Raw genomic sequence first — 24,355 nt, forward strand, 5'->3', positions numbered from 1 at the left:
CGAGGTCCGGTGGAGAAACGACAAGAGCGCCGGGTTGTGCACGACAACCCGGCGCTCTCGCGCGGAAGACGACCTCAGCCGCGCGGCTTGGTCGCGATGTTCACCAGGCGGGGTGCGCGGACGATGACGTTCACGATTTCGCGATCGCCCACCGAGCGCGCCACAGCCTCCGAGCCGCGAGCGAGCGCCTCCAGCTCGTCGGAGGCGATCTTGGGCGACACCTCCAGCCGGTCGCGGACCTTGCCGTCCACCTGCACGACCGCGGTCACCGACTCCTCGATCAGCAGGGTCGGGTCGGGCTTGCGCCACTGCGCCAGCGCGACGGACGGCTCGTAACCGAGCTTGCTCCACATCTCCTCGGCCGTGTACGGCGCGAACAGGTTCAGCGCCATGGCGACGACCTCGGCGGCCTCACGCACGGCGGCGTCGGCCGGGCCGGCGCCGGTGTCGATCGCCTTGCGGGTCGCGTTCACCAGTTCCATCAGGCGGGCGACGACCACGTTGAACTTGAACGACTCCACCAGGCCGGGGGCGTCGGCCAGGAACCGGTGCGTCACGCGCCGCAGGGATGCGTCGCCGGTCTTCCAGACGACGTCCGGAGCGCTGGTCACGTCGTCCGCGACCCGCCAGGCCCGTGCCAGGAACTTGGCGCTGCCCGACGGCGACACGTCCGCCCAGTCGATGTCGTCCTCGGGCGGCCCGGCGAACGCCATGGTCAGGCGCACCGCATCCACACCGTGCTCGTCGAGCTGCTCGGACAGCTTCACCAGGTTCCCGCGGGACTTCGACATCGCCGAGCCGTCCATCAGCACCAGACCCTGATTCAGCAGGGCGGTGAAGGGCTCGGTGAAGCTGACGTAGCCGAGGTCGAACAGCACCTTGGTGATGAACCGCGAGTACAGCAGGTGCAGGATCGCGTGAGACACGCCGCCGATGTACTGGTCGACCGGCGCCCACTTCTCCGCCTCGCGCGGGTCGAATGCCTGCGTGTCGTCCTTCGGGGACAGGAAGCGCAGGAAGTACCAGGAGCTGTCCACGAAGGTGTCCATCGTGTCCGTGTCGCGCTTCGCGGGACCGCCGCAGTTCGGGCAGGCGACGTTCACCCAGTCGGTCGCCGCGCCCAGCGGGCTGGTGCCCTTGGGCTGCAGGTCGAGACCCTCCGCCGGCGGCAGCAGCACGGGCAGGTCGGACTCCGGGACCGGCACCTCTCCGCACTGCTCGCAGTGGATGATCGGGATGGGCGTGCCCCAGTAGCGCTGACGCGAGATCAGCCAGTCGCGCAGGCGGAAGTTCTTCGCCGGGGCGCCCAGCTTGGAGGCCTGCAGCGCCTCGGTGACGCGGCGGATCGCGTTCGACTTGCTCAGCCCGTCGAAGGGTCCCGAGTTGATCAGGCGACCCTCGCCGGTCAGTGCGACACCGGTCTCGGACGGGTTCTCGAGCGCCGCCTCCTCAGGCAGGATCGGCTCGCCCGTCTCCGGGTCCGTGTGGATGACCGGGATGGCGCCGGTGACCGGCTGCGTCGTGTCCACGACCACCCGCACGGGCAGGTCGAAGGCGCGCGCGAAGTCGAGGTCGCGCTGGTCGTGCGCGGGCACGGCCATGATCGCGCCGTGACCGTAGTCGCTCAGCACGTAGTCGGCCGCCCAGATCGGCAGGCGCTCACCGGTCAGCGGGTTGATGGCGTGCCGCTCCAGGAAGACGCCGGTCTTCTCCCGTTCGGTGCTCAGGCGGTCCATCTCGGTGGTGCCGCGCACCACATCCAGGTAGTCGTCGAAGCGCTTGCGGACCTCGGGACGCGCACCCTCGACCAGCTCGGCGGCCAGGTCGGAGTCCGGCGCGACGACCATGAAGGTCACGCCGTACAGCGTGTCCGGACGGGTCGTGTAGACGGTGACCGGCTCGTCGCGTCCCTCGATCTGGAACGTCACATCCGCACCGGTCGAGCGCCCGATCCAGTTGCGCTGCATCGAGATGACCTTGGACGGCCAGGCGCCCTCCAGCTGGTTCAGGTTGTCCAGCAGGCGGTCGCCGTAGTCGGTGATCCGGAAGTACCACTGGGTCAGCTTCTTCTTGGTGACCAGGTTGTCGCAGCGCTCGCAGCGCCCGTTGACGACCTGCTCGTTCGCCAGAACGGTCTGGTCGAACGGGCACCAGTTGACCTGGCTGGCCTTGCGGTACGCCAGGCCCTTCTCGTAGAGCTTCAGGAACAGCCACTGGTTCCAGCGGTAGTAGGCCGGGTCGGAGGTCTGCAGCACGCGGTCCCAGTCGAAGCTGGGCGCGTAGCGGCGCATGCTCGCCTTCTGCTGCGCGATGTTGTCGTTGGTCCAGCCGTCCGGGTCGAGGCCGCGCTTGATCGCAGCGTTCTCGGCGGGCAGGCCGAAGGAGTCCCAGCCGATCGGGTGCAGCACGTTGAAGCCCTGCTGACGCCAGTACCGTGCCACCACGTCGCCCAGGGCGTACGCCTCGGCGTGACCCATGTGCAGGTCGCCTGAGGGGTACGGGAACATGTCGAGGATGTACTTGCGCGGACGCGTGTCGGAGGGGTCGTCGGTCGCGAAGGGGCGCAGCTGCTCCCAGACCGGGAGCCACTTGTCCTGGATGGCCGCGAAATCGTACTGCGCGCGCTCGTCGTGCGCGCGACCGTCCTGCGGGGTGCTCGCTGCCGTGGTGCCGGCTGCGTCGTGCTCGTGTGCCACGTGACTCTCAATCTCGGATCCGTCGTGCCCCCGATGATGATGGACGGCACGGAAGAGGGCCGGACGACAGAGCGCCCGGGTCTCCAGCGTACTAAACGTCAGACGCGTTCAGACCGTTCCCAGCAGGGGCCCAGTTCGCCGCAGGCGTGACGCGCGCCGCCGGACGGACCGCCCCACGACGTCCGGGCGCACGCTCACTCCGGCGTCAGCCCCGCCGCCTCGAACAGCGCAGCCGCCTTGACCTGCACCTCCTCGAGCTCCTCCTCCGGGACCGAGAGCGCCGTGATGCCGCCGCCCGCACCGATCACAGCCCCGCCGGAGGAGAAGTGGATGCTGCGGATCACCATCGCGAGGTCGGCCGTGCCGTCGAGCGCGAAGTAGCCGAAGCATCCCGCGAAGGCGCCGCGCGGGCCGTCCTCCAGCCGAACCAGGATGCGCATAGCGCTGAGCTTCGGCGCACCCGTCATCGAACCGGCCGGGAAGCAGGCGGCGACCGCATCCACCGCGCCGAGGCCGGGGCGCAGGCGGCCCTCCACGGTCGAGACCAGCTGATGGACCTGCGCGTAGCTCTCCACCGCCAGGAGGTGCGAGACCGCGACGGAGCCGACCTCGCTGACCCGCCCGAGGTCGTTGCGCATCAGGTCGACGATCATGACGTTCTCGGCGCGTTCCTTCTCACTGGCCTCCAGTTCGGCGCGCAGCTCGACGTCCGCGGCGACCGTCGCGCCGCGCTTCCGGGTGCCCTTGATCGGACGGGTTCGGACCCGGCCGTCACCGTCGACGCGGAGGAACTGCTCGGGCGACGAGCTCACCAGCGTCTCCTCCGCGATCCGCAGGAATCCCGCGTGGGGCGCGGGACTCGCACGCCGGAGGCGGAGGTGCACGGCGAGCGGGTCGGCGTCGGTGCGGGCGGCAGCACGGTTGGTCAGGCACAGCTGGTACGCATCCCCGTCGCGGATCGCCACCTGGCAGGCGTGGATGGCCGCGAGGTAGGCCGCATCGTCGTGCCGCCAGTGCGCCGACGCGGCCGGCACGGGATGCGCGGCCGCGTAGGCGCGGGCGGCCCCGTCGGCGTCGGCGAGGGCCTCCGCCGTCCGCCTAGCCCACAGGTGCCCATCCGCGTCGTCGGGCGCCACGACCGTGACGCTCCGAGCGCCGTGGTCGAAGGCCACCAGCCGGTCGACCAACAGCAGGGCGGCGTCGACCGGTCCGTCGTCGAGGGACACCGGCGCGCCCGCGGCGGATGCTCCGGCTTCGTAGCCGAGCCTGCCCCACCAGCCGAGCGGGTAGCCGGACGGCCCGGGATGCGTCGCCCGGGCGAGCTCCGCGCGCAGCGCATCCAGGACCCCGCCCTGCCCGGTCACCCCGTCCACCGTGACCGTCCCGGCGGCGACCGACGAGGTCATCGTCGTGCGCCCGGTGCCGAAGTAGGAGTGGCCGGTGTCCGCCTCGGGCCCGCTGTCGAGCCAGACGACGTCCGCGGGATCGCCGCCGAAGAGGGCCACGAACGCATCGGCCGGGTCGACCCAGGTGTCGAGCGGCAGCACGCGGAGCGGGAGGACCACCGGACTAGCCTAGGCGAGTGGACACGCACGGCACCGGACCTGTCAGCACGATCGCCGACTGGGCGGACGGCGGGCTCCGCGTCCGCGACGACTGCGAGCTGGTCGAGACCGAACTGCTGGCGGCGGACTCCTTCCTCGTCGAGTCGGGCAGGGCGCTGGCGCTCGGGCTGCACCGCGCCCGCTTCATGGAGACGGCCCGCGAGCAGGGATTCGCCGGGACGGACGAGCTGGACGCGTTCTGGACCGCCGGCGTCGCCGCCCTCCCGCGGTCGGGTCCGTGGTTCCCGCGGTTCGAGCTGGTGCGGGCACGGGATGCGTTGCGGCTGCGGTTCCGGCTGCGCACGGCTCCCCCGCTGACCTCGGCGCTCGTCGTCGCGACGGCGGAGACGGACCCGCGCCGGACCCCGAGCCTGAAGGGACCGGACATCGACCGGCTCAGCGCACTGCGTCAGCGGGCGCAGCGGCGCGGCGCGCAGGAGGCGGTCATCCTCGATGGCGGCTCGGTGACGGACGGAGCGACCACCGCGCTGCTCTGGTGGCGCGGCGACGCGCTGTTCGCTCCGCCGTTCTCGCTTCCACGGGTGGACAGCGTGGCGGCGCGGACGGTGCGCGGGATCGCCGCCGCACTCGGCGTGCCGGTCGAGGAGGAGGCGGTGCGTCCGTCGGAGTTGGACGGCGCGGTCGTGTGGGCGGTGAACGCGCTGCACGGGATCCGGGCGGTGACGGCGTGGGTGGACGGCCCCGCGGTGGCGCAGGACGCGGCGCGGACGGATGCGTGGCGCGCGCGGTTCGCGGCGCTGGCGCGGCCGCTTCCGTAGCCGGCGACCCCGTCCTCGGAAGAACAGGACGCGAGCCTCAGGCCGGGACGATCCGCCCGGTCTCCAGCCGCAGCTCGCGGTCGACCAGCTCGCCCGGCACCTCCGTGTGCGAGATCAGCAGCACGGTACGGCCATCCTCTGCCGCGGTCGCGAGCACGTCGCGCACGATCGCGTCCGCGACCGCCGCATCCACGTTCGCCGTCGGCTCGTCGACGATCAGCACCGGGAACCCCGCCAAGAGGGCGCGCGCGAGGGCGATACGCTGCGCCTGACCGCCGGAGACCAGCGCGCCGCGCTCGCCGACCCGAGCCGAGAGGCCACCGCGCGAGAGCGCCCACTCCCGCAGGCCGACGCGGTCCAGGACGGCGAGCAGCTCGTCGTCCGTCGCGGTGTCGCGCGCGAAGAGGAGGTTCTGGCGCAGGTCCGAATCGAACAGGTACGGCCGCTGCTCGACCAGCCCGACCATCCGGCGCACGTCGTCCTGGCGCAGTTCGCGCGTGGGGATGCCGTCGATCCGGTAGTGGCCGGTGTGGTCCAGCAGGCGTGTCAGCACGTGCGCGAGCGCGGTCTTGCCTGCGCCGGTCGGCCCGCTGAGCCCCACGCGCTCCCCCGGTCGGATCGTCAGCGAGACGTCGTCGAGGACGGGAGACGACGACCCGGGCCAGTGCGCGGACACGCCATCGAGACGGACTTCCGGGACCCGTCCGGGACGCACCTTCAGCGGCCGCGCCTCCACCCCGTCCACCGGGATCCCGTCGGGCACGATGACCGGCGCCACGGATGCGATCCGCTCGGCGCTCGAACGCACCCGGCTCCACGCCCCGAACGCGAGCGGCACGGTGCCGAACACCTCGAACACCGCCAGGGGCAGCAACGCGATCACGGCGAGGCCCGGCGCGTCGATCGCCCCGCCACCGAGGGCAGGGATGCCCGCAGCGAGCCCGACCGCGGTGGCCGCTCCGGCGAGCAGGGACACGACCGCGGCGGTGAGCCCGAGCCCGACGGCCCGCGTCCGCACGGCCGTCGTGAGCCGTGCGCTCGCCCGTCGGACGCGGTCTTGGGCGGACGGCAGCGCGCCGTACGCAGCGAGCACGTCGAGGTTGCTCGCGAGGTCGTGCAGGGCGTCGTTCAGGTCGGCCCGCAGCGGTGCGACCCGCCGTTCGGCCGCTGCCGCCGACCAGCGACTGATCGCCAGACCGGCGAGCAGGGCCACCGCGAGCGTGACCAGCAGCGCCGCTCCTGCGGCCGGCAGCAGCAGGTACGCCACGACGACACTCCCCGCCGCGACGATCACCGCGCCGACCAGCGGCTGGATTACGCGCAGAGAGAGGTTCTGCAGCTCGTCGACGTCGTCCGCCAGGCGCGTCAGCAGGTCGCCCGAGCGGATGCCGTGCAGACCGTCGGGAGCGAGCGGCTCCAGCCGCGCGTACAGCCGCGAACGCACCGTGCCCAGCTGACGGAAGGCCGCGTCGTGACCCGCCAGCCGCTCCAGATAGCGGAAGAACGCGCGGCCCAGCGCGAAGGCCCGCACACCGACCACGGCCATCGAGAGATACATGAGCGCCGGCTGCTCGGAGGCGCGGGTGATCAGCCAGGCCGATACCCCGAGCAGGGCGACAGCACTGCCGCCGCTCAGCACACCGAAACCGATCGCGGTCCACAGACGCCCGGCCGAGGGGACGGCGAGACGCAGGATGCGGCGGACCTCCGCCCGATCGACCTGAGCCACGCCTTCCTGCACAGCATCACTGGACAACGGACACCTCCGCGACGACGGACGACGAGACCGGGACACCCGGCTCCAGCGTCAGCACGGTGTCCGCCGCCGCGGTGACGGCATCCCGGTGGCTGACCACCAGCACGGCCGCACCTTCGGCGGCCGCCCGGCGCAGCCCCTCCATGAGGCGTCCCTCCGTGGCCGCGTCGAGGGCCGACGTCGGCTCGTCCAGAATGAGGACCGGGCACTCGCGGGACCGCAGCCGGTAGAGCGCGCGCGCCACCGCGACGCGCTGCGCCTGCCCGCCGGACAGCCCGGCGCCGCCCACTCCGAGCGGCAGCTGCGGATCGAGTTCGCCGGCAGCCGCATCCCGCAGCGCCGAAGCGACTCGGGCAGGGTCCACGACATCGCCCAGCGCGACGTTCTCGGCGATCGTCCCCGCGATCAACCCGGGCCGCTGGCCCGACCAGGCCACCGCCTCCCGGCGCTCGGCGACAGCGGACCGGCCGGATACCAGGACGCGACCCTGCGACTCCACGAACCCCAGCACCGCGCCCACCAGGCTCGACTTCCCGGCCCCGCTCGGAGCCCGGAGCACCGCGAGCTCACCGGGGCGCACGGTCGCGCTGAAGCCCTCGACCACGGTCCGCCCGTCGTAGGCGATCCGGACATCGTCGAAGACCAGCCCGTCGCCTCCGGACGCGGCAACCGCCGACGCGTCGGAAGAAGGCCCCACATTCGACGGCACCTGTTCCGCCGCCTCGATGACCTCGAACGCATTCGACGCCGCCTCGATGCCCTCCGCCGCCGCATGGTAGCTCGCACCGACGTTGCGCAGCGGCAGGAACGCCTCCGGCGCGAGCAGCAGCACGAAGAGCCCGGCCGACAGGTCCAGCGATCCGCCGAGCAGCCGCAGACCGATCGTCACCGCGATCACCGCGACCGACAGGCTCGCGGCCAGTTCGAGCACGAAACCGGAGAGGAACGACATCCGCAGCACGCGCATCGTGTGCACGCGGTACTGCTCGCTCACCTCCCGGATGCGCGCCTCCTGCCGGTGCTGACGGCCGAACAGCTTGAGGGTGGCCAGCCCGGCGACGACATCCAGGAAGGCGGTCGACAGGGTGGAGAGCGCCCGCCACTGCCGCTGCTGCGCCGCCTGGGTCGCCCACCCGACGAGGATCATGAACACCGGGATGAGCGGCAGCGTCACGATCAGGATGATCCCGCTGGTCAGGTCGCGCCATGCGATCGTGAGCACCAGGAGCGGGGTCGCCACCGCGGTCGCGATCAACTGGGGCAGGTACTTCGCGAAATAGCCGTCGAGCGCCTCCATCCCGCGGCCGGCGACGAGCGTGACGTCCGCCGAACTGCGACGGGACACCCATGCCGGGCCGAGCCGTCCGATCGCCGAGACCAGCCGCTCGCGCAGCTGGCCGACCGCCCGCGCGCCGCCGCGGGCCGAGACGACGTCCGTGGCCCACAGCAGCGCCGCCCGGCATCCCACGACGACCGTGAGCAGCGCAAGCGTGCCGCCGAGAGAGGCGGGCGCCTCCCCCGCGATCGCGCGCACGATGAGGTCGGTGACCAGCCACGCGAAGGCGATGGTCGACGCGGTCTGCAGCACCGCCAGCACGGCGCCCGCGGCGAGCGTGCCGCGGGTCGCCGACGCATAGCGGAGGAGGCGGGGATCGAGCGGCCGCATGTCAGGCCGTCACGGGACGCCGCGGGTCGTCGTCCCCGGTGGGAGCGGGCGCGGCGTCCTGAGGGATGTGGTCCCGGGTCACGCGCTTGCGGAAGACCCAGTAGGTCCAGCCCTGGTACACCAGGATCAGCGGGAGGGAGAACGCCGCCACCCACGTCATGATCGTGAGGGTCGTGGTCGAGCTCGACGCGTTGGCGATGGTGAGGCTGTTCTCCGGGTTCGGCGACGAGGGCATCACGTCCGGGAACAGCGCCGCGAACAGCGAGACGACGGCCAGCGCGATCGTGGCGGCCATGAATCCGAACGACCAGCCCTCCGCGCCCCGGAGGTTCGCGATCCACGATGCGACGAGCGCCACCGCGGCGAAGATCGCGAGCGCGAGGAACACCGGCGAGAAGTGCGAGACCGCCGTCCAACCCAGGAACAGCACGGCCACCACGATGGCGAGCAGACCGGAGCGCGTCGCCAGCCGGCGAGCCCGCAGCCGCAGCTCCCCGTCGGTCTTCAGCGACACGAAGACCACCCCGTGCGTGAAGAAGAGCAGCAGCGTCGTGAGACCGCCCACGATCGCGTAGCCGTTGAGCAGGTCGAACAGGGTGCCGGTGTAGTCGTGGTGCGCGTTCAGCGCCACACCCTGGACGATGTTGGCGAACGCCACACCCCAGAGGAACGCGGGGACCGCGGAGCCGACGATGATCATCCGGTCGAACCACTTCCTCCACCGGGCGCCGGCGCGCTGGTGGCGGTACTCGAACGACACCCCGCGGACGATCAGCGCGAGCAGGATCAGCAGGAGCGCCAGGTAGAAGCCGCTGAACAACGTCGCGTACCACTCGGGGAACGCCGCGAAGAGCGCCGCCCCGGCGACGATCACCCAGGTCTCGTTGAGGTCCCACACCGGCCCGATGGTGTTGATCATCACGCGCCGGTCGACATCGTCGCGGCCGAGGAACGGCAGCGCCATCCCGACCCCGAAGTCGAACCCGTCGAGCACGAAGTAGCCGACGAAGAAGAAGGCGACGATGCCGAACCACAGAACTGCCAGATCCATTGCCCTGCCTCCTAGTAGACCGTCGCGACCGGGATGGGCTCGCCCGCCTCGTCGAGATGCTTATCGACCGGCTCTGGGCCCTTCTGCGCCGCGCGTTTGATGAGCGAGAACTCGACCACCGCGAGCGTGCCGTAGATCGCGGTGAAGGCGACCAGGGAGATCAGCACCTCGAGCCCGGTGGTCCCGGGAGAGACGCCGTCGGCCGTCTTCATCAGGCTGAACACGATCCACGGCTGGCGGCCCATCTCGGTGAAGATCCAGCCGACGACCATCGCCAGGAGCGACAGCGGCATGGCCCAGATCGCGACCTTCCACATCCAGGTTCGGGGCGTCCGGCCCTTGCGGGTGAACCACAGTCCGGCGACAGCGATCAGCACGTGCAGCATGCCCAGCCCCATCATCCAGCGGAAGGCCCAGTAGGTGACCCAGATGACCGGCGTGTAGTCGCCCGGGCCGTACAGCTGCGTGTACTGCGCCTGCAGGTCGTTGATCCCCTCGACCGTGCCGTTCAGCGTGTGCGTCGACAGGAACGACAGCAGGTACGGGATGCGGATGGAGAACAGCTCGTGCACGCCGTCAGGGGTGCCGAGCGTGAAGATCGAGAACGACGCGTCCGCGCCGGTCGACGTCTTGTAGAGCGCCTCCGCGGCGGCCATCTTCATCGGCTGGGTCTCGACCATCGCGAGTCCCAGCTGGTCGCCGCTGAGCACGGTGCCGATCCCGGCGCCGACCATGAGCCACAGGCCGAACTTGAGCGCGGGCCGCATGGTGTCGAGGTGGCGGTTGCGGGACAGGTGCCAGGCGGCCACCGCGATGATGAGGCCGGCGGACACCATGAAGCAGCCGAAGATCGTGTGCGGGAACGCCGCCAGCGCGACCTTGTTGGTCAGCACCGCCCAGAGGTCGGTGAGCTCGGCACGGCCCTTCGCGGCGTTGAGGTGGTAGCCGACCGGGTTCTGCATGAACGCGTTCGCCGCGAGGATGAAGTACGCGGAGAGGATGCTGCCAACCGACACGACCCAGATGGTGGCGAGGTGCAGGCCTCTCGGCAGCCGATCCCAGCCGAAGATCCAGAGTCCGATGAAGGTGGCCTCCAGGAAGAAGGCGAGAAGCCCTTCGAGGGCGAGCGGGGCTCCGAAGATGTCGCCCACGAACCGCGAGTAGTCGGACCAGTTCATACCGAACTGGAACTCCTGCACGATCCCGGTCACCACGCCCATCGCGAAGTTGATCAGGAAGATCTTCCCGAAGAAGTGGGTCAGCTGCAGGTAGTGGACTTTCCCCGTGCGGTACCAGGCGGTCTGGAAGATCGCGGTGCAGGTGACCAGCCCGATGGTCAGGGGAACGAACAGGAAGTGGTAGATCGTCGTGAGCCCGAACTGCCAGCGCGACAGCAGGAGCGGGTCCAGCAGCTCGTTCACATGTGTTCCCTTCGCCTCTTCTACACAGTGTAGAACACAACTTCTACGAAGTGTAGAACATTCACAGCCCGTTCGCGCTACCCTGGATCCGTGGCTAATCTCGGAGAACTCGAGCGGGCGGTCATGGACGCCCTGTGGGACGGCGATGCCCCCATCACGGCGGGCGAACTACGAGAGAAGCTAGCGGCCGCGCGGGACGCCGGAAAGGCACCGGCGCTCACCACGATCCTGACCGTGCTCTCCCGGCTGGAGGCCAAGGGCTTCGTCGGCCGCGACCGCGACGCACGTCCGCACCTCTACTTCGCGGCCCTCAGCCGCGCCGGGCACGTCGCCGACCTGATGCGCGAAGTGCTGGAGTCCTCCTCCGACCGCACCGAGGCGCTCGCCTACTTCGTGGGATCCGTCGACGAGTCCGAGGCCGAGATGCTGCGCCGCCTGCTCGACGCACGCAGCGTGTGAGCAACGACCCCGCGGCCGGTCTCACCGGGGCCATCTTCCTCGGCGCGCTCGCCGTCGCGCTGGCCTGGCCGGTCCCGCTGCTGCTCTCGCGGGCCAAGTGGCCATCGGCCGCACCCGTCATCGCCGTCGCCCTGTGGCAGTCGATCGCACTGGCCGGCGGCATCTCGATGATCGGGTCGCTGCTCCTCGCGGGCCTGCAGCCGTTCGGTGACGACCTCTGGAGCCGGATCTCCGGCGCCTGGGCCTCGCTGTTCCACGGCCCCCTGCCGGCTGAGGCAACGCTGCTCAACGCCTTCCTGCTCAGCGCCGCCATCCTGCTGACCGCGCACCTGCTCCTGAATCTCGCCCTGACCTCGGTGCGCAGCCGCAACCAGCGGCACCGGCACATGGAGCTGCTGCGCCTGCTCTCCTCGCCCCTGCCCGACGCCCCGAGCACCCGCGTGATCGAGCACCCCGCACCGGCGGCCTACTGCCTTCCCGGCGCACGCAGCGTGACGGTCCTCTCCGAGGGCATGATCGAGCTGCTCTCCCCCGCCGAGCTGGATGCGGTGGTCGCGCACGAGCGAGCCCACCTGCGGCAGAAGCACCACCTGCTGCTCGACGCGTTCCGCTCCTGGAAGCGCGCGCTCCCCTGGTTCCCGATCGCCACCCGGGCTCAGGATGCGGTGGCCCTGCTCCTGGAGCAGCTGGCCGACGACACCGCACGCCGGACCTCCGGGGATGCCGTGCTCGCCGGCGCGATCCGTCTCGTCGACGAGACCGGCCAGGCGGGAGCCGTGCTCGGCGCACCCAAGGACCGCCGCACGCCGGAGCAGCGCCGCGCGGCCCTGGTGGCGCGGGAGGAGCGGCTGACGGACGGGCGCCGCACGGTCGGGCCCGCACTCCGGGCCGCCGTCGTCGTCGCGACGGTCCTGCTGGTCGTCGTGCCGCCGGTCGTCGTCCTCGTCAGCTGAGGCGTCCCCTCCCCGACACCGCCTGCTGAGATTTGCGCCAAATCGCGGCCACGGCCGCGCCAGAACCGAGATTTGGCGCAAATCGTGCGGGTGACTCAGCGGCTCGTCAGGGCGCGTGGCTAGGCTGCGGTCATGCCGCGACGGATGCCGACGACATGAACGAAGCGCTCACCTGGGTGCTCGACCTCGTGCAGAGCGTCGACCCGGTCGTCCGGACGCTGCTCGCCGGCGTCGGCATCCTGCTGGAGACGTCCATCCTGGTCGGCCTGATCGTCCCCGGCGACACGATCGTGCTGGTCGCCAGCACCGCTGTCGCCGGCCCCGTCGAGTACATCGCCCTCGTCGTCGTAGTGATCCTCGGCGCGCTCTGCGGCGAGTCGATCGGCTTCGCACTCGGACGGTGGTTCGGCCCCCGCATCCGCGACAGCCGGCTCGGCGCGCGCATCGGCACCCGCAACTTCGACCGCGCGGAGGCCTACCTCGCGCGCCGCGGCGGCATCGCCGTGTTCCTGTCCCGGTTCCTGCCCGTGCTGCACTCGATCATCCCGCTGACCGTCGGCATGAGTCCCATGCGCTACAAGACGTTCATGGCCTGGACGGTGCCGGCCAGCGTGCTCTGGGCGTTCGCGTACGTCAGCGTGGGGTCGGCGGCGGCCGGCGGCTACCGCGAGCTCTCGCGGGAGCTGCATGGAGCGGGCTACGTGTTCGTTGCCGTGATCGCGATCTTCCTGGTCGGCGTGTTCGTCGTGAAGAAGGTGCTCGGAAAGCGGGAGGCCCGGCACATGGAGGCGGCGGCCCGGGAATCCGAGCCGCCGCCGAGTGGTGCCGAATAGCGTTTACTTGATCGGGTGCTCCTGGAGCCACTTCTTGGCGAGCGCGTCGGGCTGGGTCTTGCTCGCGCCCTGGTTCTCGCCGTTCAGGTCGATCAGGTCGGACGTGGTGAGCTCCTTGGAGACCTTGTTCAGGACCTCCTTCACCTTGTCCGAGGCCTTTTTGCTGTTGATCAGCGGCACGATGTTCTGCGCGGCGATCAGGCTCTTCGGGTCCTTCAGGGTGACGAAGCCGTTGTCCTTGATGGCCGGGGTCGTCGTGTAGATGTCGGCCAGCTGCACGTCGCCGTTCTTCAGCGCGGCGACGGTCAGCGGACCGCCCGAGTCACTGATCGGCTTCAGCGTCGCGGTGACGCCGTAGTCCGACTTGAGGCCCGGGATGCCGTAGGGGCGGGTCTGGAACTCGGGGTTGGCGCCCACCGTCAGCGGGTCGGTGACGTTCTTGAGGTCATCGAGGCTGGTGACCTTCCACTTCTCCGAGAATTCCTTGGTGACGTTGTAGGAGTCGGCGTCCTGCGCCTCCGACTGGTCGAGCACCTCGTAGCCCTTGGGCAGCGCGTCGTTGAGGGCGGCGTAGACGTCGCTGCTCGAGGTCGCGGTGCTGTTCTTGTCGTAGAACTGGAGCAGGTTGCCGCTGTACTCGGGGATGAGGTCGATGGAGCCGTCCTGCAGCGCCTTCAGGTAGACGTCGCGCTGTCCGATGCTCGGCTTGTAGGCGACCTTCACGCCGTTGGCCGCGAGTGCCTGGCCGTAGATCTGCATGAGGATCTCGGACTCGCCGAATGCGGCGGAGCCGACCGTGACGGTGTCGCTGGACGACGACGCCTTGTCGCTGCTGAAGGCGCCACCTCCGGACGAGCAGGCGCTGAGGGCGAGCAGCGCCCCGGCGGCGAGCACGCCGGCCGCGACGCGACTCTTCTTCGATGCGAACATGATCTCTCTTCTCTCGGTGTGTATCTCTGTGTGTGCGTGGGGATGGAAAGTCAGGTGGTGGGGGCGCTCGCCCGCGCTGCCGCGCGCCCGGCGTGCCGGGAGTCGCCCTCGGCGGAGTCGCGGACCCGGCCGGCCGCCACGCCGCGCGGGACGACGAGCCGCTGGACGATCGCGAAGACGCCGTCGGAGACGAGCGCGAGAGCGACGACGATGATCGAGCCGCCGAGCATCTCGGGGTAGTTCTGTACCGCGATCCCGTCGAACAGGAAGCGTCCGAGGCCGCCCACCGGAAGGATCGCCGCGACGGTCCAGGTCGCGATCACCTGCAGCGCTCCGGAGCGGATGCCGCCGATGACGAGCGGGAGGGCGAGCGGCAGCTCGACCTTCGTGAAGACCTGCCAGCCGGTCATGCCGATGGCGCGGGCGGCATCGATGGGAGCCCGGTCGACCGACTCGAGGCCCGAGTAGGCGCCGGCCAGGATCGGCGGGATCGCCAGGATCGTCAAGGCGATCAGCGGCGGGACGATCGTCAGATTGGTCGTGATCAGCGCGAGGTAGATGACGAGACCCAGGGTCGGCAGCGCACGCAGCGCGCCCGAGACCCCGACGGCCAGCCCCCGGAACCGTCCGCTGTGACCGATCGCGAAACCGATCGGAAGCGCGATGATCGCGGCGAGCAGCAGCGTGAGCAGCGAGTAGACGATGTGCTCTCCGAGCCGGGCGGGGATGCCGCTGGCCCCGGACCAGTTCACCGGGTCGAAGATCCACCCGAAGGCGGCGACGATATCGGTCATGCTCCGGTCACCGCCCTCATCGCCTGGCGGCGGCTGAGGCCCTTCGCGCGGCGGTCCGCGCGCGTCCAGGGCAGCACCAGCCGCCCGATGCCGACCAGGATCAGGTCGAACACCAGCGCCAGGATCATGATCAGGACGATGCCCACCAAGACCTCCTCGGTGTACGACCGGTTGAGGCCGTCGGTGAACAGGTAGCCCAGGTTGGGGACGCCCAGCAGGGCGCCGACGCTGACGAGGCTGACCGTGCTGACCGAGACCACGCGAAGGCCCGCGAGCAGCACCGGGCCGGCGAGCGGGAGCTCGACGGACCAGAACCGGCGCCAGCCGGAGAATCCGATCGCCGTCGCCGACTGCAGGACGTCACCGGGCACGGAGGCCAGCGCATCGGCAGTGGTGCGGACCATGAGCGCGACCGCGTAGATGCTCAAGGCGATCACGACGTTGATCGGCGACAGGATCTGTGTGCCGATCAGGGCGGGCATCGCGAAGAACAGCGGGAGCGAGGGGATCGCGTACAGGATGCCGCCGACCGTGAGCAGGACGCCGCGACTCCAGCGGTAGCGGTTCGCCACCCAGCCGATCGGCAGCGAGAACACGAAGCCGATGACGATCGGCAGTGCACTCAGCCACACGTGGGAGACCGTGAGATTCCAGACCTGGCCGAGATTCGACCACAAGAAACTCACGACGCGTCCTCACCCTGCGCCGGAGCACCCGCGACCGGAACGGTCGCGGCCTTTGCCTCGGAGGGAGCGGCGGCGCCGTTCGGCGCGCCGGTGAGGACGCCCGCAGCGCGGCCGTCGCTGTCGACGAGAACCGAACCGGTCGGCGTCTCCTCGACGTGGAGTGCCCGGCGACCGCGGTCGGCGCCGATGAAGGACGCCACGAAGTCGTCGGCGGGATCGGCGAGGATCTCGGCCGGGGTGCCCTTCTGGGCGACGATGCCGCCCTTCCGGAAGATGACGACCTGGTCGCCCAGCTTGAACGCCTCGTCGATGTCGTGGGTGACGAAGACGACCGTCTTGTCGAGATCGCGCTGCAGGTGCAGCAGCTCGTTCTGCAGGTCGTCGCGGACGATCGGGTCGACGGCGCCGAACGGCTCGTCCATCAGCAGGATGTTGGGGTCGACGGCCAGGCCGCGCGCCACACCGACCCGCTGCTGCTGCCCGCCGGACAGCTGGCTCGGGTACCGGTCGGCGAGCGAACGCTCCAGGCCGACCGTGTCCATGAGCGCGAGCGCGTGCTCGCGCGCATCCTTCTTCTTCGCACCCGTGAGGAGCGGGACGGTGGCGATGTTGTCGACCACCTTGCGGTGCGGGAGCAGCCCGGAATTCTGCATGACATAGCCGATGGAGCGGCGGAGCGGGACGGGCTTGAGGGAGAGGACGTCCTCCCCGTCGATCTCGATCTGGCCGGAGGTCGGGTCGACCATGCGGTTGATCATGCGCAGGATGGTCGTCTTGCCGCTTCCCGAGGAACCGACCAGCACTGTGATGCGCCGCGACGGGATCACCAGCGAGAAGTCGTCGACAGCCAGCGTCCCATCGGGGAAGCGCTTCGTCACGTTGCGGAACTCGATCACGTCGGCTCCCCCGTCTTCGGGGTCGCGGCGCGCTCGGGAACGCTCGTGGGTGCGGGGGCGGTGACAACCATCGGACCAAGCCAAACAGCGTCCGGCCGATTCCGCAATGGAATACGACGAATTGTGGCATTCAGGGTCGGTCGCATTCCGGCCCCCTTTCCTGTCGGTGGCGAGCACATGCTGTTCGGAGCACTAGCCCGTGTGGATGGCAACCTGCCACCGACCACCGACATTCCCGGAAATGCGAAACCCTGCGGTCTCAGTCCTTCGAGCCGAAACGGCGCTCGAGGTACTCACGGGCGACCGTGCGCGCCTCGGAGATGTACCGCTCGTCGCCGTTCGGGTCCTCGACGAAGGCCCGGCTGATCAGCGAGTCCATCATCTCGACGACGACCTGCAGCCGGAACGACAGGTCATCGCCCGCCGGGAGGCCGTACTCATCGGACAGGATCTGGGCGAACAGGTTGGCGAACCCGCTGTCTGCCTGTGCCTCTTCCTCCGCGGTGCCGGAACGCTCGGCGTCGGCGAAGCGGATGATGCGGAATCCGCGCTCGGTGCGGAACATGTGCACAAAGGCGTCGATCGCGCACTCCACGGCGTTCCACCAGTGCTGCGGCGCCTGCGCGTCGATGGCCTCGACCACCGAGCGGCGGTAGCGCAGCAGCGCCCGGTCGCGCAGCGCCTGCAGCAGGACGATGCGGTCCGGGAAGTAGCGGTACACGGTGCCGATGGATGCGCCGGCGCGCTCGGCGACCATGGCGGTCGTCAGGCGATCGAAGCCGATCTCGTCCACGACTTCGGCTGCGGCATCCAGCAGGGCGTCGATTCGCGCGGCGCTGCGCTCCTGAATCGGCTCTGTGCGAACGAGCGGTGCTCCGACGGTGCTCTGACCGGCGACCAGATCGTTGATGGGCACGAGGGCGGCTCCTTCTATCTCTCGAATAAGGCGGTATTGCGGGTCCCCAGCCCGGCGACGGGTATCCCGTCGCGCTACCGCGATCATATTCGTGGAAACCTCACTTCTGCTGAGGATTACTCTGTGACGCGCCGCAGAAATGTCCCCCAGATCTGGGGGATGCATTCGTGTGCACGTTCACTCCATGAGAAAGTGGACCAGATGTCCTCCCCCGAATCGCGCCCCGAGCGAGCCTCCGGCGCCCCCGCTGTCCGTCGCGGCAGCGCGGTCGAGCCCATCATGCACCGTGCCGCCCGCATCGAGGACGCCTTCCACGACTTCCGCGCCCGGCGGGCCCGCAAGCGCGGCTTCCTCGCGACGATCGTCCCGTACACGGGATACGGCGCGCCCAGCTGGGTGCGCATCCTGGGCCGCGTCGTGCTGGCGAAGGATCCGCGCCCCGGCAGCCGCGCCGAGCGCCTGCACCGCAAGCGCGAGGAGTCCGTCCGCGGCTGGCGCTCGTTCGTGAGCGTCCCGCTCGCGATGACCACCGTCACGGTCGAGATCGAGGGCGAGCGCCACGAGGTCGTGACCGACCGCGGCGGGGTGATCGACACCGTCATCCCCGTCAATCTGACCCCGGGCCGGCACACCGTCCGCCTGTCGACCGCTGAGTCGACTCGAGTCTTCGAGGCGCCGGTCTTCGTGGTCGACCCGAAGGCGACGTTCGGCATCATCTCCGACATCGACGACACGGTGATGGTGACGGCGCTCCCCCGGCCGCTGCTCGCCGCCTGGAACACGTTCGTGCTCGACGAGCATGCGCGGGTCGCAACGCCCGGGATGGCCGTGCTGCTCGAACGTCTCTCGGCCGCGCATCCCGGAGCGCCCATCATCTACCTCTCGACAGGCGCCTGGAACGTCGCTCCGACGCTCAGCCGATTCCTCTCGCGCAACCTCTTCCCCACCGGCCCCATGCTCCTGACCGACTGGGGCCCGACCCACGATCGGTGGTTCCGCAGCGGCCGCGAGCACAAGCGGACGAGCCTCGAGCGGCTCTCGCAGGAGTTCCCCGGGCTGAAGTGGCTGCTGATCGGCGACGACGGACAGCACGACGAAGACCTGTACGGCGAGTTCACCACCGCGCACCCCGACAACGTCGCTGCGGTCGCCATCCGGCAGCTCTCCAGCGGTGAGGCGGTCCTGGCCGGCGGCCGCTCCAAGGCGGACAAGCACAGCGAGGTGTCGGGGACCCCGTGGGTCTACGCGCCCGACGGGGCGGGCCTGAGCGAGCAGCTCGGAGACCTGGGGCTGATCCACTAGCCGCGGGGCTGTGTCGGCTGCTGGGCGGTGTCGGCCGTTCCTGGCAGGCTGAGGCCATGACGTTCAGCCCTCCCGCTCCCGGCCGCGCCAGCCGTGGCGAGCTGCTCCGCCTGCGGCGACTCGCCCAGGCGATCGACGGCCCGCGCGAGCCCGACCCCGCTGCCGCCGCGCGGCGGTTGCTGGCGCTGCAAGGGCAGGACTTCGCCGCCGGATGCTGGGCGCTCGCACTGCGGACCACGGGTGCGACGCAGGCGGATGTGCTGGCAGAGCTCGACGCCGGCCGGATCATCCGCTCGTGGCCCATGCGGGGCACCCTCCACTTCGTCCCGCCGGAGGACCTGCGCTGGATGCTGTCCGTGACCGCTGACCGCATGGTGGCGGGGCTCGGCCGCCGTCAGCAGCAGCTCGGACTGGAGGCCGCCGACTTCGCCCACGCCGCCGACGTGGTGACCGCCGCCCTCACCGGCGGCAACAGCATCGGCCGCGCGGAGCTCATGCAGCTGTGGGAGGACGCGGGCATCGCCACGACGGGCCAGCGGGGCTACCACCTCATCTACTACCTCGCCCAGACCGGACTCCTGTGCTGGGGACCGGTCGTGCGGGTCGGAAACGGGAACCCGACGCAGGCGCTCGTCCTGCTGGACGAGTGGGCACCTGCTCCCCCGCCGCTCTCGGCGGACGAGGCGCTCGCGCAGTTCCTGCTCCGATACCTGCACGGCCACGGACCGGCGACGGTCCGCGATTTCGTCTGGTGGACCAAGGGAACCGTGGCGGGCGCCAAGACCGCACGCGCCGTCCTCGGGGATGCGCTGACCACGCTCGAGGTGGACGGGGTCGAATACCTCGTCACCGCGGAACTCCTGGAGCGGGCGGCGGCCACGCCGGCCTCCCGCGCCGAGAAGGAGGCGGTGCACCTCCTCCCCGGCTTCGACGAGTACCTGCTCGGCTACCAGGACCGCTCCCCGATCCTCGACGACGAGCACGCGGAACTCATCGTCCCCGGCGGCAACGGCATCTTCCAGCCCATCATCGTCGCCGGCGGGCGCATCGTCGGCACCTGGCGTCGTGACGGCGGCCGCGTCCTGCCGCAGCCGTTCGCGCCGCTCACTCCCGCGCGGGAGGCGCGGCTGGAACGTTCCGCCCGCGCGTACGCCGCGTACGCCGGGTGAGCAGGACTGGCCGCGGCGCGCATCCACGCGTGCATCCATGCGTCCGCGGCCCGGTAGCGTGGAGTGGTGGCTCGCACTAGGTCGACCGGACGCCGTCTCCCGGCGGGCATCGCGCTACCCGCCACGATCCGCACGTCGACCCGGGCGCCGTTCCTGCAGGTGGTGAAGACGGCCGTCGCCATGGTCGCCGCGTGGGGCGTCGCCAGTCTGTTCGTGCGGGGAGAGCTGCCGATCTTCGCGACCATCGCGGCGCTGCTGGTCGTCCAGCCCAGCGTGAACCAGTCCGTGGGACGCGCCATCGAACGGTCGCTGGGTGTCATCGGCGGCGTCGTCATCGCCTACCTGATCGGGCTGGCCTTCGGAACGAACAGCTGGATCGTGCTGCTGGCTGTCGTCGTCTCCGTGCTGCTGGCGTGGGCGCTCAAGCTGACGCCCGGCACGGCCAACCAGGTGCCGATCACGGCCATGCTGGTGCTCGCGATCGGCGCCTCCGACCCGGAGTACGCGCTCGCGCGCATCGTCGAGACGGTGATCGGTGCGGCGATCGGCGTCGTCGTCAACGTGGCGATCGTCCCGCCGGTGCTGACCGCGCCCGCACGCCAGGCCGTGGCCGCGCTCGGAAACGAGCTCGCCGCCACGCTCACCCGCCTGGCGAACGCCTTGACGACCGGGCACACCCGGGCCGAGCTGGATGCGCTCCTCATCGAGGCGCGCCTGCTCCGCCCGATGGAGACCAAAGCGCAGAGCGCGCTGACGGCGGCCGACGAGAGCCTGTCGCTGAACCCGCGCCAACGGAAGCACCGCGTCATCCTGGAGCACGATCAGCAGCTGTTCGACCGCTTACGTCCTCTGATCAACCGGACGCTCGGCATGACCCGGGCCTACCACGACCACTACGACGACAGCCTGGCGGCCGAGCCGACCATCCACGCCATCGCCGACGAGCTGAACCGGGCCGCCCACGACCTGCGACTGCTGGTGCGCGATCCGGATGAGCCGATCGTCGAACCGGGCACCGAGACCGCGGGCGTCCCGGTGCTCACGGCTCCGCTGACGATCGCCACCCCCGACCCGCGCCATTGGGTCCTCATCGGATCGCTGGTGGAGGACCTCCGGCGCATCCACGTGGAGATCGCGGGAGACGACGAGGCGGGCTGACGCTTACGCGGTGAGCTCGGCGATCGCCTCCGCCACCGGAAGGGTGCGCCGGTCGCCCGTGCGGCGGTTCCACAGCTCGACCTCGCCGTCGGCCGCGCCGCGACCGATGACGAGCACGCGCGGAACGCCGATCAGCTCGGCGTCGCCGAACTTCACGCCCGGCGACACCTTCGGACGGTCGTCGTAGAGCACGTCGAGGCGTGCGTCCTCCAGCTGGGAGACGACCTCCTCGGCCAGATCGTAGGCGGCCTGCTCACGCCCGGCGGCGACCACGTGGACGTCGAAGGGCGAGACCGACTCGGGCCAGACCAGGCCGCGGTCGTCGTTGTTCTCCTCCGCGATGATGGCGAGGATGCGGGTCACGCCGATCCCGTAGGAGCCCATCGTCACGGTGACGAGCTTCCCGTTCTCGTCGAGCACCTTGAGCCCCAGCGCTTCGGCGTACTTGCGGCCGAGCTGGAAGACGTGGCCGATCTCCATGCCGCGGGCGAGCTCCACCGGGCCGGACCCGTCCGGCGCAGGGTCGCCCGGCTTGACCTCGGCGGACTCGACGACGCCGTCCCACCCGAAGTCGCGGCCGGCGACCAGCCCGAAGACGTGCTTGCCCTCGACGTTCGCGCCGGTGATCCATCCCGAACCGTCCACGACGCGCGGGTCGACGACGTAGCGGATGCCGGTCGACGACTTCTCGCCGAGCACGGGCCCTTCCGGCGACCAGGGACCGATGTAGCCCTTGACCAGCCCGGGGTGCTTCGCGAAGTCCGCGTCGGTGGCGGCCTCGACCTCGGCCGGCGCGAACGCCACCTCGGCCCGCTTCAGGTCGACGCCGCGGTCGCCGGGGAGCCCCACGATGACGAGCTCGCGGGTGCCGTCGAGGTGCGTGAGCGCCAGCACGACGTTCTTCAGCGTGTCCGCCGCCGTCCAGGCGCGGCCGTCGGGACGGGGGTGCTTCTCGTTGGCGAGAGCGACCAGCGATTCGATCGTCGGGGTGCCCGGGGTGTCGAGCACCTCCTGGGGGGTCAGCTTCTCGTAGGAGCGGCTGGGCGGTGCCGTCGTGGTGAACGCCTCGACGTTCGCCGCGTACCCGCCGGGCGATCGCACGAAGGTGTCTTCGCCGACGACCGTCGGGTGCAGGAACTCCTCGGAACGCGAGCCGCCCATCGCGCCGGCGTCCGCCTGCACGATGACGTAGGAGAGACCGAGGCGCGTGAAGATGCGCTCGTATGCGTCGCGCTGCGCCATGTAGCTCGTGTCGAGCCCCGCGTCGGTGTAGTCGAACGAGTACGCGTCCTTCATCGTGAACTCGCGGCCGCGCAGGAGGCCGGCGCGCGGACGTGCCTCGTCGCGGTACTTGTCCTGGATCTGGAAGATCGTGAGGGGCAGGTCCTTGTACGACGAGTAGAGGTCCTTCACCAGCAGGGTGAAGACCTCTTCGTGCGTCGGCGCGAGCAGGTAATCGGCGCCCTTGCGGTCCTGCAGCCGGAAGAGACCGTCGCCGTACTCCTCCCAGCGCCCGGTCGCCTCGTAGGGCTCGCGCGGCAGCAGCGCGGGGAAGTGCACCTCGTGCGCTCCCGCCGCCGCCATCTCCTCGCGGATGATGCGCTCGATCTTCTCCTTCACGCGCAACCCCAGCGGCAGCCACGCGAAGATGCCCGGCGCCTGGCGCCGGATGTACCCGGCGCGGACGAGCAGCCGGTGGCTGGTCACTTCGGCGTCGGACGGGTCTTCACGAAGGGTGCGGAGGAAATAGTTGCTCAGGCGTGTAGGCACCATTCCATGTTAGAGGGCGTGCATCGGCGGGGACGCCGACCGCGCGACGGCCGGAGGCTATGGTGGGCGGCATGCCCGACCGCCGGACTCGCGTCGCCCCCTCCGCCTCCGCTGCTCCCCTGGCCGCCTCCCTCGCAGCCCTCCGCCGCGAGCTCGGTCTCCCCGACGCCTTCCCCGAGGCGGTCGCGAGGGAGGCCGACGCGGTCGCCGCGCACCATCCCCTGCCCGACGATGACCTGACCGACGTCCCCTTCCTCACGATCGATCCCGCGGGCTCCACCGACCTCGATCAGGCTCTGCACCTCTCGCGCAGCGGCGACGGGTTCCGCGTCCGGTACGCGATCGCCGACGTGCCGACGCTGGTCGTTCCGGGCGGCGAGGTGGATGCGGAGGCGCGCCGCCGCGGCCAGACGCTGTACGCGCCCGACGGACGCGTGCCCCTGCATCCGGCCGCGATCGGGGAGGACGCCGGCTCGCTGCTCCCGGATCGGGTGCGGGGCGCCTTCGTCTGGGACATCGTGCTGGACGGTTCCGGCCACGAGACGTCCGTGCACGTGTCGCGCGCCCGCATCCGGTCGCGTCGCCAGTGGAGCTACGACGAGGCGCAGGCCGCGCTGGACGACGGCACCGCGCCCGCGGAACTCGCCCTGCTGCGCGACGTCGGACTCGCCCGCATCGCCTGCGAGCGGGAGCGCGGCGGCGCCAGCCTGAACACACCCGACGAGGAGATCGTGTTCCGCGATGGCGCCTACGTGCTCGAGCGCCGCGTGCACCTCCCCGTCGAGGAATGGAACGCCCAGCTCTCCCTCCTCACCGGCATGGCGGCGGCGCGGCTCATGCTGGACGCGCGGATCGGCATCCTGCGCACCATGCCCGCGCCGACACCCGAGGCGTTCGCCGCGTTCCGCACGCAGACGGTGGCACTGGGCCTGCCCTGGACCGACGATGTCCCGTACGGCGAGTACCTGCGGACCCTCGACCACGCCCAGCCGCACGCGGCCGCTGTGCTTCAGGCGGCCACGAGCCTGTTCCGGGGCGCCGGCTACGTGGTCATGGACGGGACCGCTCCGGCTGACCCGCAGCAGTCCGCGATCGCGGCGCCGTACGCACACGTCACGGCCCCGCTGCGTCGGCTCGTCGACCGCTGGGGTCTCGTCATCTGCGAGGCGCTCTGCGCCGGTCGGCCGGTGCCGGATTGGGCACGGGAATCGCTGGCCGACCTGCCCTCGATCATGGGCAACTCGTCGCGGCTCGCCTCGCAGCTCGATGCCGGGGCGGTCGACAGGGTGGAGGCGGCGCTGCTGTCCTCCCGGATCGGGAGCGAGCTGGAGGCGACGGTGCTCGGGGTGCGCAACGGCAGCATCCTGGTGCAGCTGGACGACCCCATCGTGGCGGCATCCGCCCCGCGCCCGGACGACGTCGGCCCGGGCGACCGCGTGCGGCTGCGGGTGACGGCGGCGGACATCGCCTCCGGGCGGGTCGCGTTCGAGCCGGTCGCGGCGTAGCAGCCCGCGGC

At 70.7% G+C, this 24,355-nt stretch carries 20 protein-coding genes; 8 read left to right on the forward strand and 12 right to left on the reverse strand.

Annotation, left to right across the window (positions count from 1 at the left end):
• Positions 1–74: 74 nt before the first annotated feature.
• Together leuS and pabB are read right to left on the reverse strand one after the other, a co-directional pair.
• Entirely contained in the window at positions 75–2,696 is a 2,622-nt protein-coding gene (leuS, locus tag QRN40_RS16220) for a leucine--tRNA ligase (protein WP_285116890.1), read from the reverse strand.
• 194 nt (positions 2,697–2,890) lie between these two features.
• A complete protein-coding gene (gene pabB / locus QRN40_RS16225) occupies positions 2,891–4,261 on the reverse strand; it encodes an aminodeoxychorismate synthase component I (protein ID WP_285116891.1) in 1,371 nt (456 codons plus the stop codon).
• A 17-nt stretch (positions 4,262–4,278) separates the two neighbouring features.
• Between pabB and QRN40_RS16230 the strand changes: the two genes are divergently transcribed.
• A complete protein-coding gene (locus QRN40_RS16230) occupies positions 4,279–5,079 on the forward strand; it encodes an aminotransferase class IV (RefSeq protein WP_285116893.1) in 801 nt (266 codons plus the stop codon).
• A 37-nt stretch (positions 5,080–5,116) separates the two neighbouring features.
• Here the strand turns inward: QRN40_RS16230 and cydC are convergent, their stop codons facing one another.
• Genes cydC through QRN40_RS16250 form a run of 4 tightly spaced genes read right to left on the reverse strand, consistent with a single transcriptional unit; the run spans position 5,117 to position 10,973 of the window.
• Entirely contained in the window at positions 5,117–6,820 is a 1,704-nt protein-coding gene (cydC, locus tag QRN40_RS16235) for a thiol reductant ABC exporter subunit CydC (protein ID WP_285116894.1), read from the reverse strand.
• A gap of 4 nt (positions 6,821–6,824) precedes the next feature.
• Positions 6,825–8,501, reverse strand: coding sequence for a thiol reductant ABC exporter subunit CydD (cydD, locus tag QRN40_RS16240; protein ID WP_285116895.1), 1,677 nt, complete (start codon positions 8,499–8,501; stop codon positions 6,825–6,827).
• A 1-nt stretch (position 8,502) separates the two neighbouring features.
• Positions 8,503–9,552 carry a cytochrome d ubiquinol oxidase subunit II gene (gene cydB, locus QRN40_RS16245; RefSeq protein WP_285116896.1) on the reverse strand — a complete coding sequence of 350 codons (1,050 nt, stop codon included), beginning with the start codon at positions 9,550–9,552 and terminating at the stop codon, positions 8,503–8,505.
• Between the two features lie 11 nt (positions 9,553–9,563).
• Positions 9,564–10,973, reverse strand: coding sequence for a cytochrome ubiquinol oxidase subunit I (locus tag QRN40_RS16250; protein ID WP_285116898.1), 1,410 nt, complete (start codon positions 10,971–10,973; stop codon positions 9,564–9,566).
• A 90-nt stretch (positions 10,974–11,063) separates the two neighbouring features.
• Here QRN40_RS16250 and QRN40_RS16255 point away from each other — a divergent pair, with 90 nt between their 5' ends.
• From QRN40_RS16255 to QRN40_RS16265, 3 genes are all read left to right on the forward strand, one after another.
• Entirely contained in the window at positions 11,064–11,432 is a 369-nt protein-coding gene (locus QRN40_RS16255; RefSeq protein ID WP_285116899.1) for a BlaI/MecI/CopY family transcriptional regulator, read from the forward strand.
• A complete protein-coding gene (locus tag QRN40_RS16260) occupies positions 11,429–12,385 on the forward strand; it encodes a M56 family metallopeptidase (protein WP_285116900.1) in 957 nt (318 codons plus the stop codon). Before QRN40_RS16255 ends, QRN40_RS16260 begins: the two co-directional genes overlap by 4 nt.
• Positions 12,386–12,540: 155 nt before the next feature.
• Positions 12,541–13,218, forward strand: a complete 678-nt coding sequence (locus QRN40_RS16265) for a DedA family protein (RefSeq protein WP_285116901.1) — start codon at positions 12,541–12,543, stop codon at positions 13,216–13,218.
• A gap of 3 nt (positions 13,219–13,221) precedes the next feature.
• On the opposite strand, the gene QRN40_RS16270 is transcribed toward QRN40_RS16265, so the two are convergent.
• The 5 genes from QRN40_RS16270 to QRN40_RS16290 form a co-directional block, all read right to left on the reverse strand.
• A complete protein-coding gene (locus tag QRN40_RS16270) occupies positions 13,222–14,148 on the reverse strand; it encodes an ABC transporter substrate-binding protein (RefSeq protein WP_285116902.1) in 927 nt (308 codons plus the stop codon).
• A gap of 50 nt (positions 14,149–14,198) precedes the next feature.
• Positions 14,199–14,942: an ABC transporter permease gene (locus QRN40_RS16275; protein ID WP_285116903.1), complete on the reverse strand. Its 744-nt coding sequence runs from the start codon at positions 14,940–14,942 to the stop codon at positions 14,199–14,201.
• On the reverse strand, positions 14,939–15,628 hold the full coding sequence (locus QRN40_RS16280) for an ABC transporter permease (RefSeq protein WP_285116904.1): 690 nt from the start codon (positions 15,626–15,628) through the stop codon (positions 14,939–14,941). Before QRN40_RS16280 ends, QRN40_RS16275 begins: the two co-directional genes overlap by 4 nt.
• Entirely contained in the window at positions 15,625–16,524 is a 900-nt protein-coding gene (locus tag QRN40_RS16285; RefSeq protein WP_285116905.1) for an ABC transporter ATP-binding protein, read from the reverse strand. Before QRN40_RS16285 ends, QRN40_RS16280 begins: the two co-directional genes overlap by 4 nt.
• A gap of 259 nt (positions 16,525–16,783) precedes the next feature.
• Positions 16,784–17,440, reverse strand: a complete 657-nt coding sequence (locus QRN40_RS16290) for a TetR/AcrR family transcriptional regulator (RefSeq protein ID WP_285116907.1) — start codon at positions 17,438–17,440, stop codon at positions 16,784–16,786.
• Positions 17,441–17,641: 201 nt separating this feature from the next.
• Between QRN40_RS16290 and QRN40_RS16295 the strand changes: the two genes are divergently transcribed.
• From QRN40_RS16295 to QRN40_RS16305, 3 genes are all read left to right on the forward strand, one after another.
• Positions 17,642–18,742, forward strand: coding sequence for an App1 family protein phosphatidate phosphatase (locus QRN40_RS16295; protein ID WP_285116909.1), 1,101 nt, complete (start codon positions 17,642–17,644; stop codon positions 18,740–18,742).
• Between the two features lie 56 nt (positions 18,743–18,798).
• Positions 18,799–19,911 (forward strand): winged helix DNA-binding domain-containing protein, encoded by a 1,113-nt coding sequence (locus QRN40_RS16300; protein WP_285116910.1) that lies wholly within the window; start codon positions 18,799–18,801, stop codon positions 19,909–19,911.
• Between the two features lie 66 nt (positions 19,912–19,977).
• Complete coding sequence (locus QRN40_RS16305) at positions 19,978–21,069, forward strand: FUSC family protein (RefSeq protein ID WP_285116911.1); 1,092 nt, start codon at positions 19,978–19,980, stop codon at positions 21,067–21,069.
• 3 nt (positions 21,070–21,072) lie between these two features.
• Here QRN40_RS16305 and QRN40_RS16310 read toward each other — a convergent pair whose 3' ends face one another.
• The gene (locus QRN40_RS16310) at positions 21,073–22,839 is read right to left on the reverse strand and encodes a proline--tRNA ligase (protein WP_285116912.1); all 1,767 of its coding nucleotides are present in this window, start codon (positions 22,837–22,839) and stop codon (positions 21,073–21,075) included.
• Positions 22,840–22,910: 71 nt separating this feature from the next.
• Between QRN40_RS16310 and QRN40_RS16315 the strand changes: the two genes are divergently transcribed.
• Positions 22,911–24,344 (forward strand): RNB domain-containing ribonuclease, encoded by a 1,434-nt coding sequence (locus tag QRN40_RS16315; RefSeq protein WP_285116914.1) that lies wholly within the window; start codon positions 22,911–22,913, stop codon positions 24,342–24,344.
• Positions 24,345–24,355 lie beyond the last annotated feature (11 nt).

It is taken from the genome of Leifsonia sp. fls2-241-R2A-40a, assembly GCF_030209575.1.
GTDB lineage: Bacteria > Actinomycetota > Actinomycetes > Actinomycetales > Microbacteriaceae > Leifsonia.

Bases quoted from the DNA above. Each gene is read 5' to 3' on its own strand.
- QRN40_RS16300 (WP_285116910.1), top strand. From the start codon at position 18,799: ATGACGTTCAGCCCTCCCGCTCCCGGCCGCGCCAGCCGTGGCGAGCTG.
- QRN40_RS16295 (WP_285116909.1), top strand. From the start codon at position 17,642: ATGTCCTCCCCCGAATCGCGCCCCGAGCGAGCCTCCGGCGCCCCCGCT.
- QRN40_RS16270 (WP_285116902.1), bottom strand. From the start codon at position 14,148: ATGTTCGCATCGAAGAAGAGTCGCGTCGCGGCCGGCGTGCTCGCCGCC.
- QRN40_RS16315 (WP_285116914.1), top strand. From the start codon at position 22,911: ATGCCCGACCGCCGGACTCGCGTCGCCCCCTCCGCCTCCGCTGCTCCC.
- cydD (WP_285116895.1), bottom strand. From the start codon at position 8,501: ATGCGGCCGCTCGATCCCCGCCTCCTCCGCTATGCGTCGGCGACCCGC.
- QRN40_RS16265 (WP_285116901.1), top strand. From the start codon at position 12,541: ATGAACGAAGCGCTCACCTGGGTGCTCGACCTCGTGCAGAGCGTCGAC.
- cydB (WP_285116896.1), bottom strand. From the start codon at position 9,552: ATGGATCTGGCAGTTCTGTGGTTCGGCATCGTCGCCTTCTTCTTCGTC.
- QRN40_RS16275 (WP_285116903.1), bottom strand. From the start codon at position 14,942: ATGACCGATATCGTCGCCGCCTTCGGGTGGATCTTCGACCCGGTGAAC.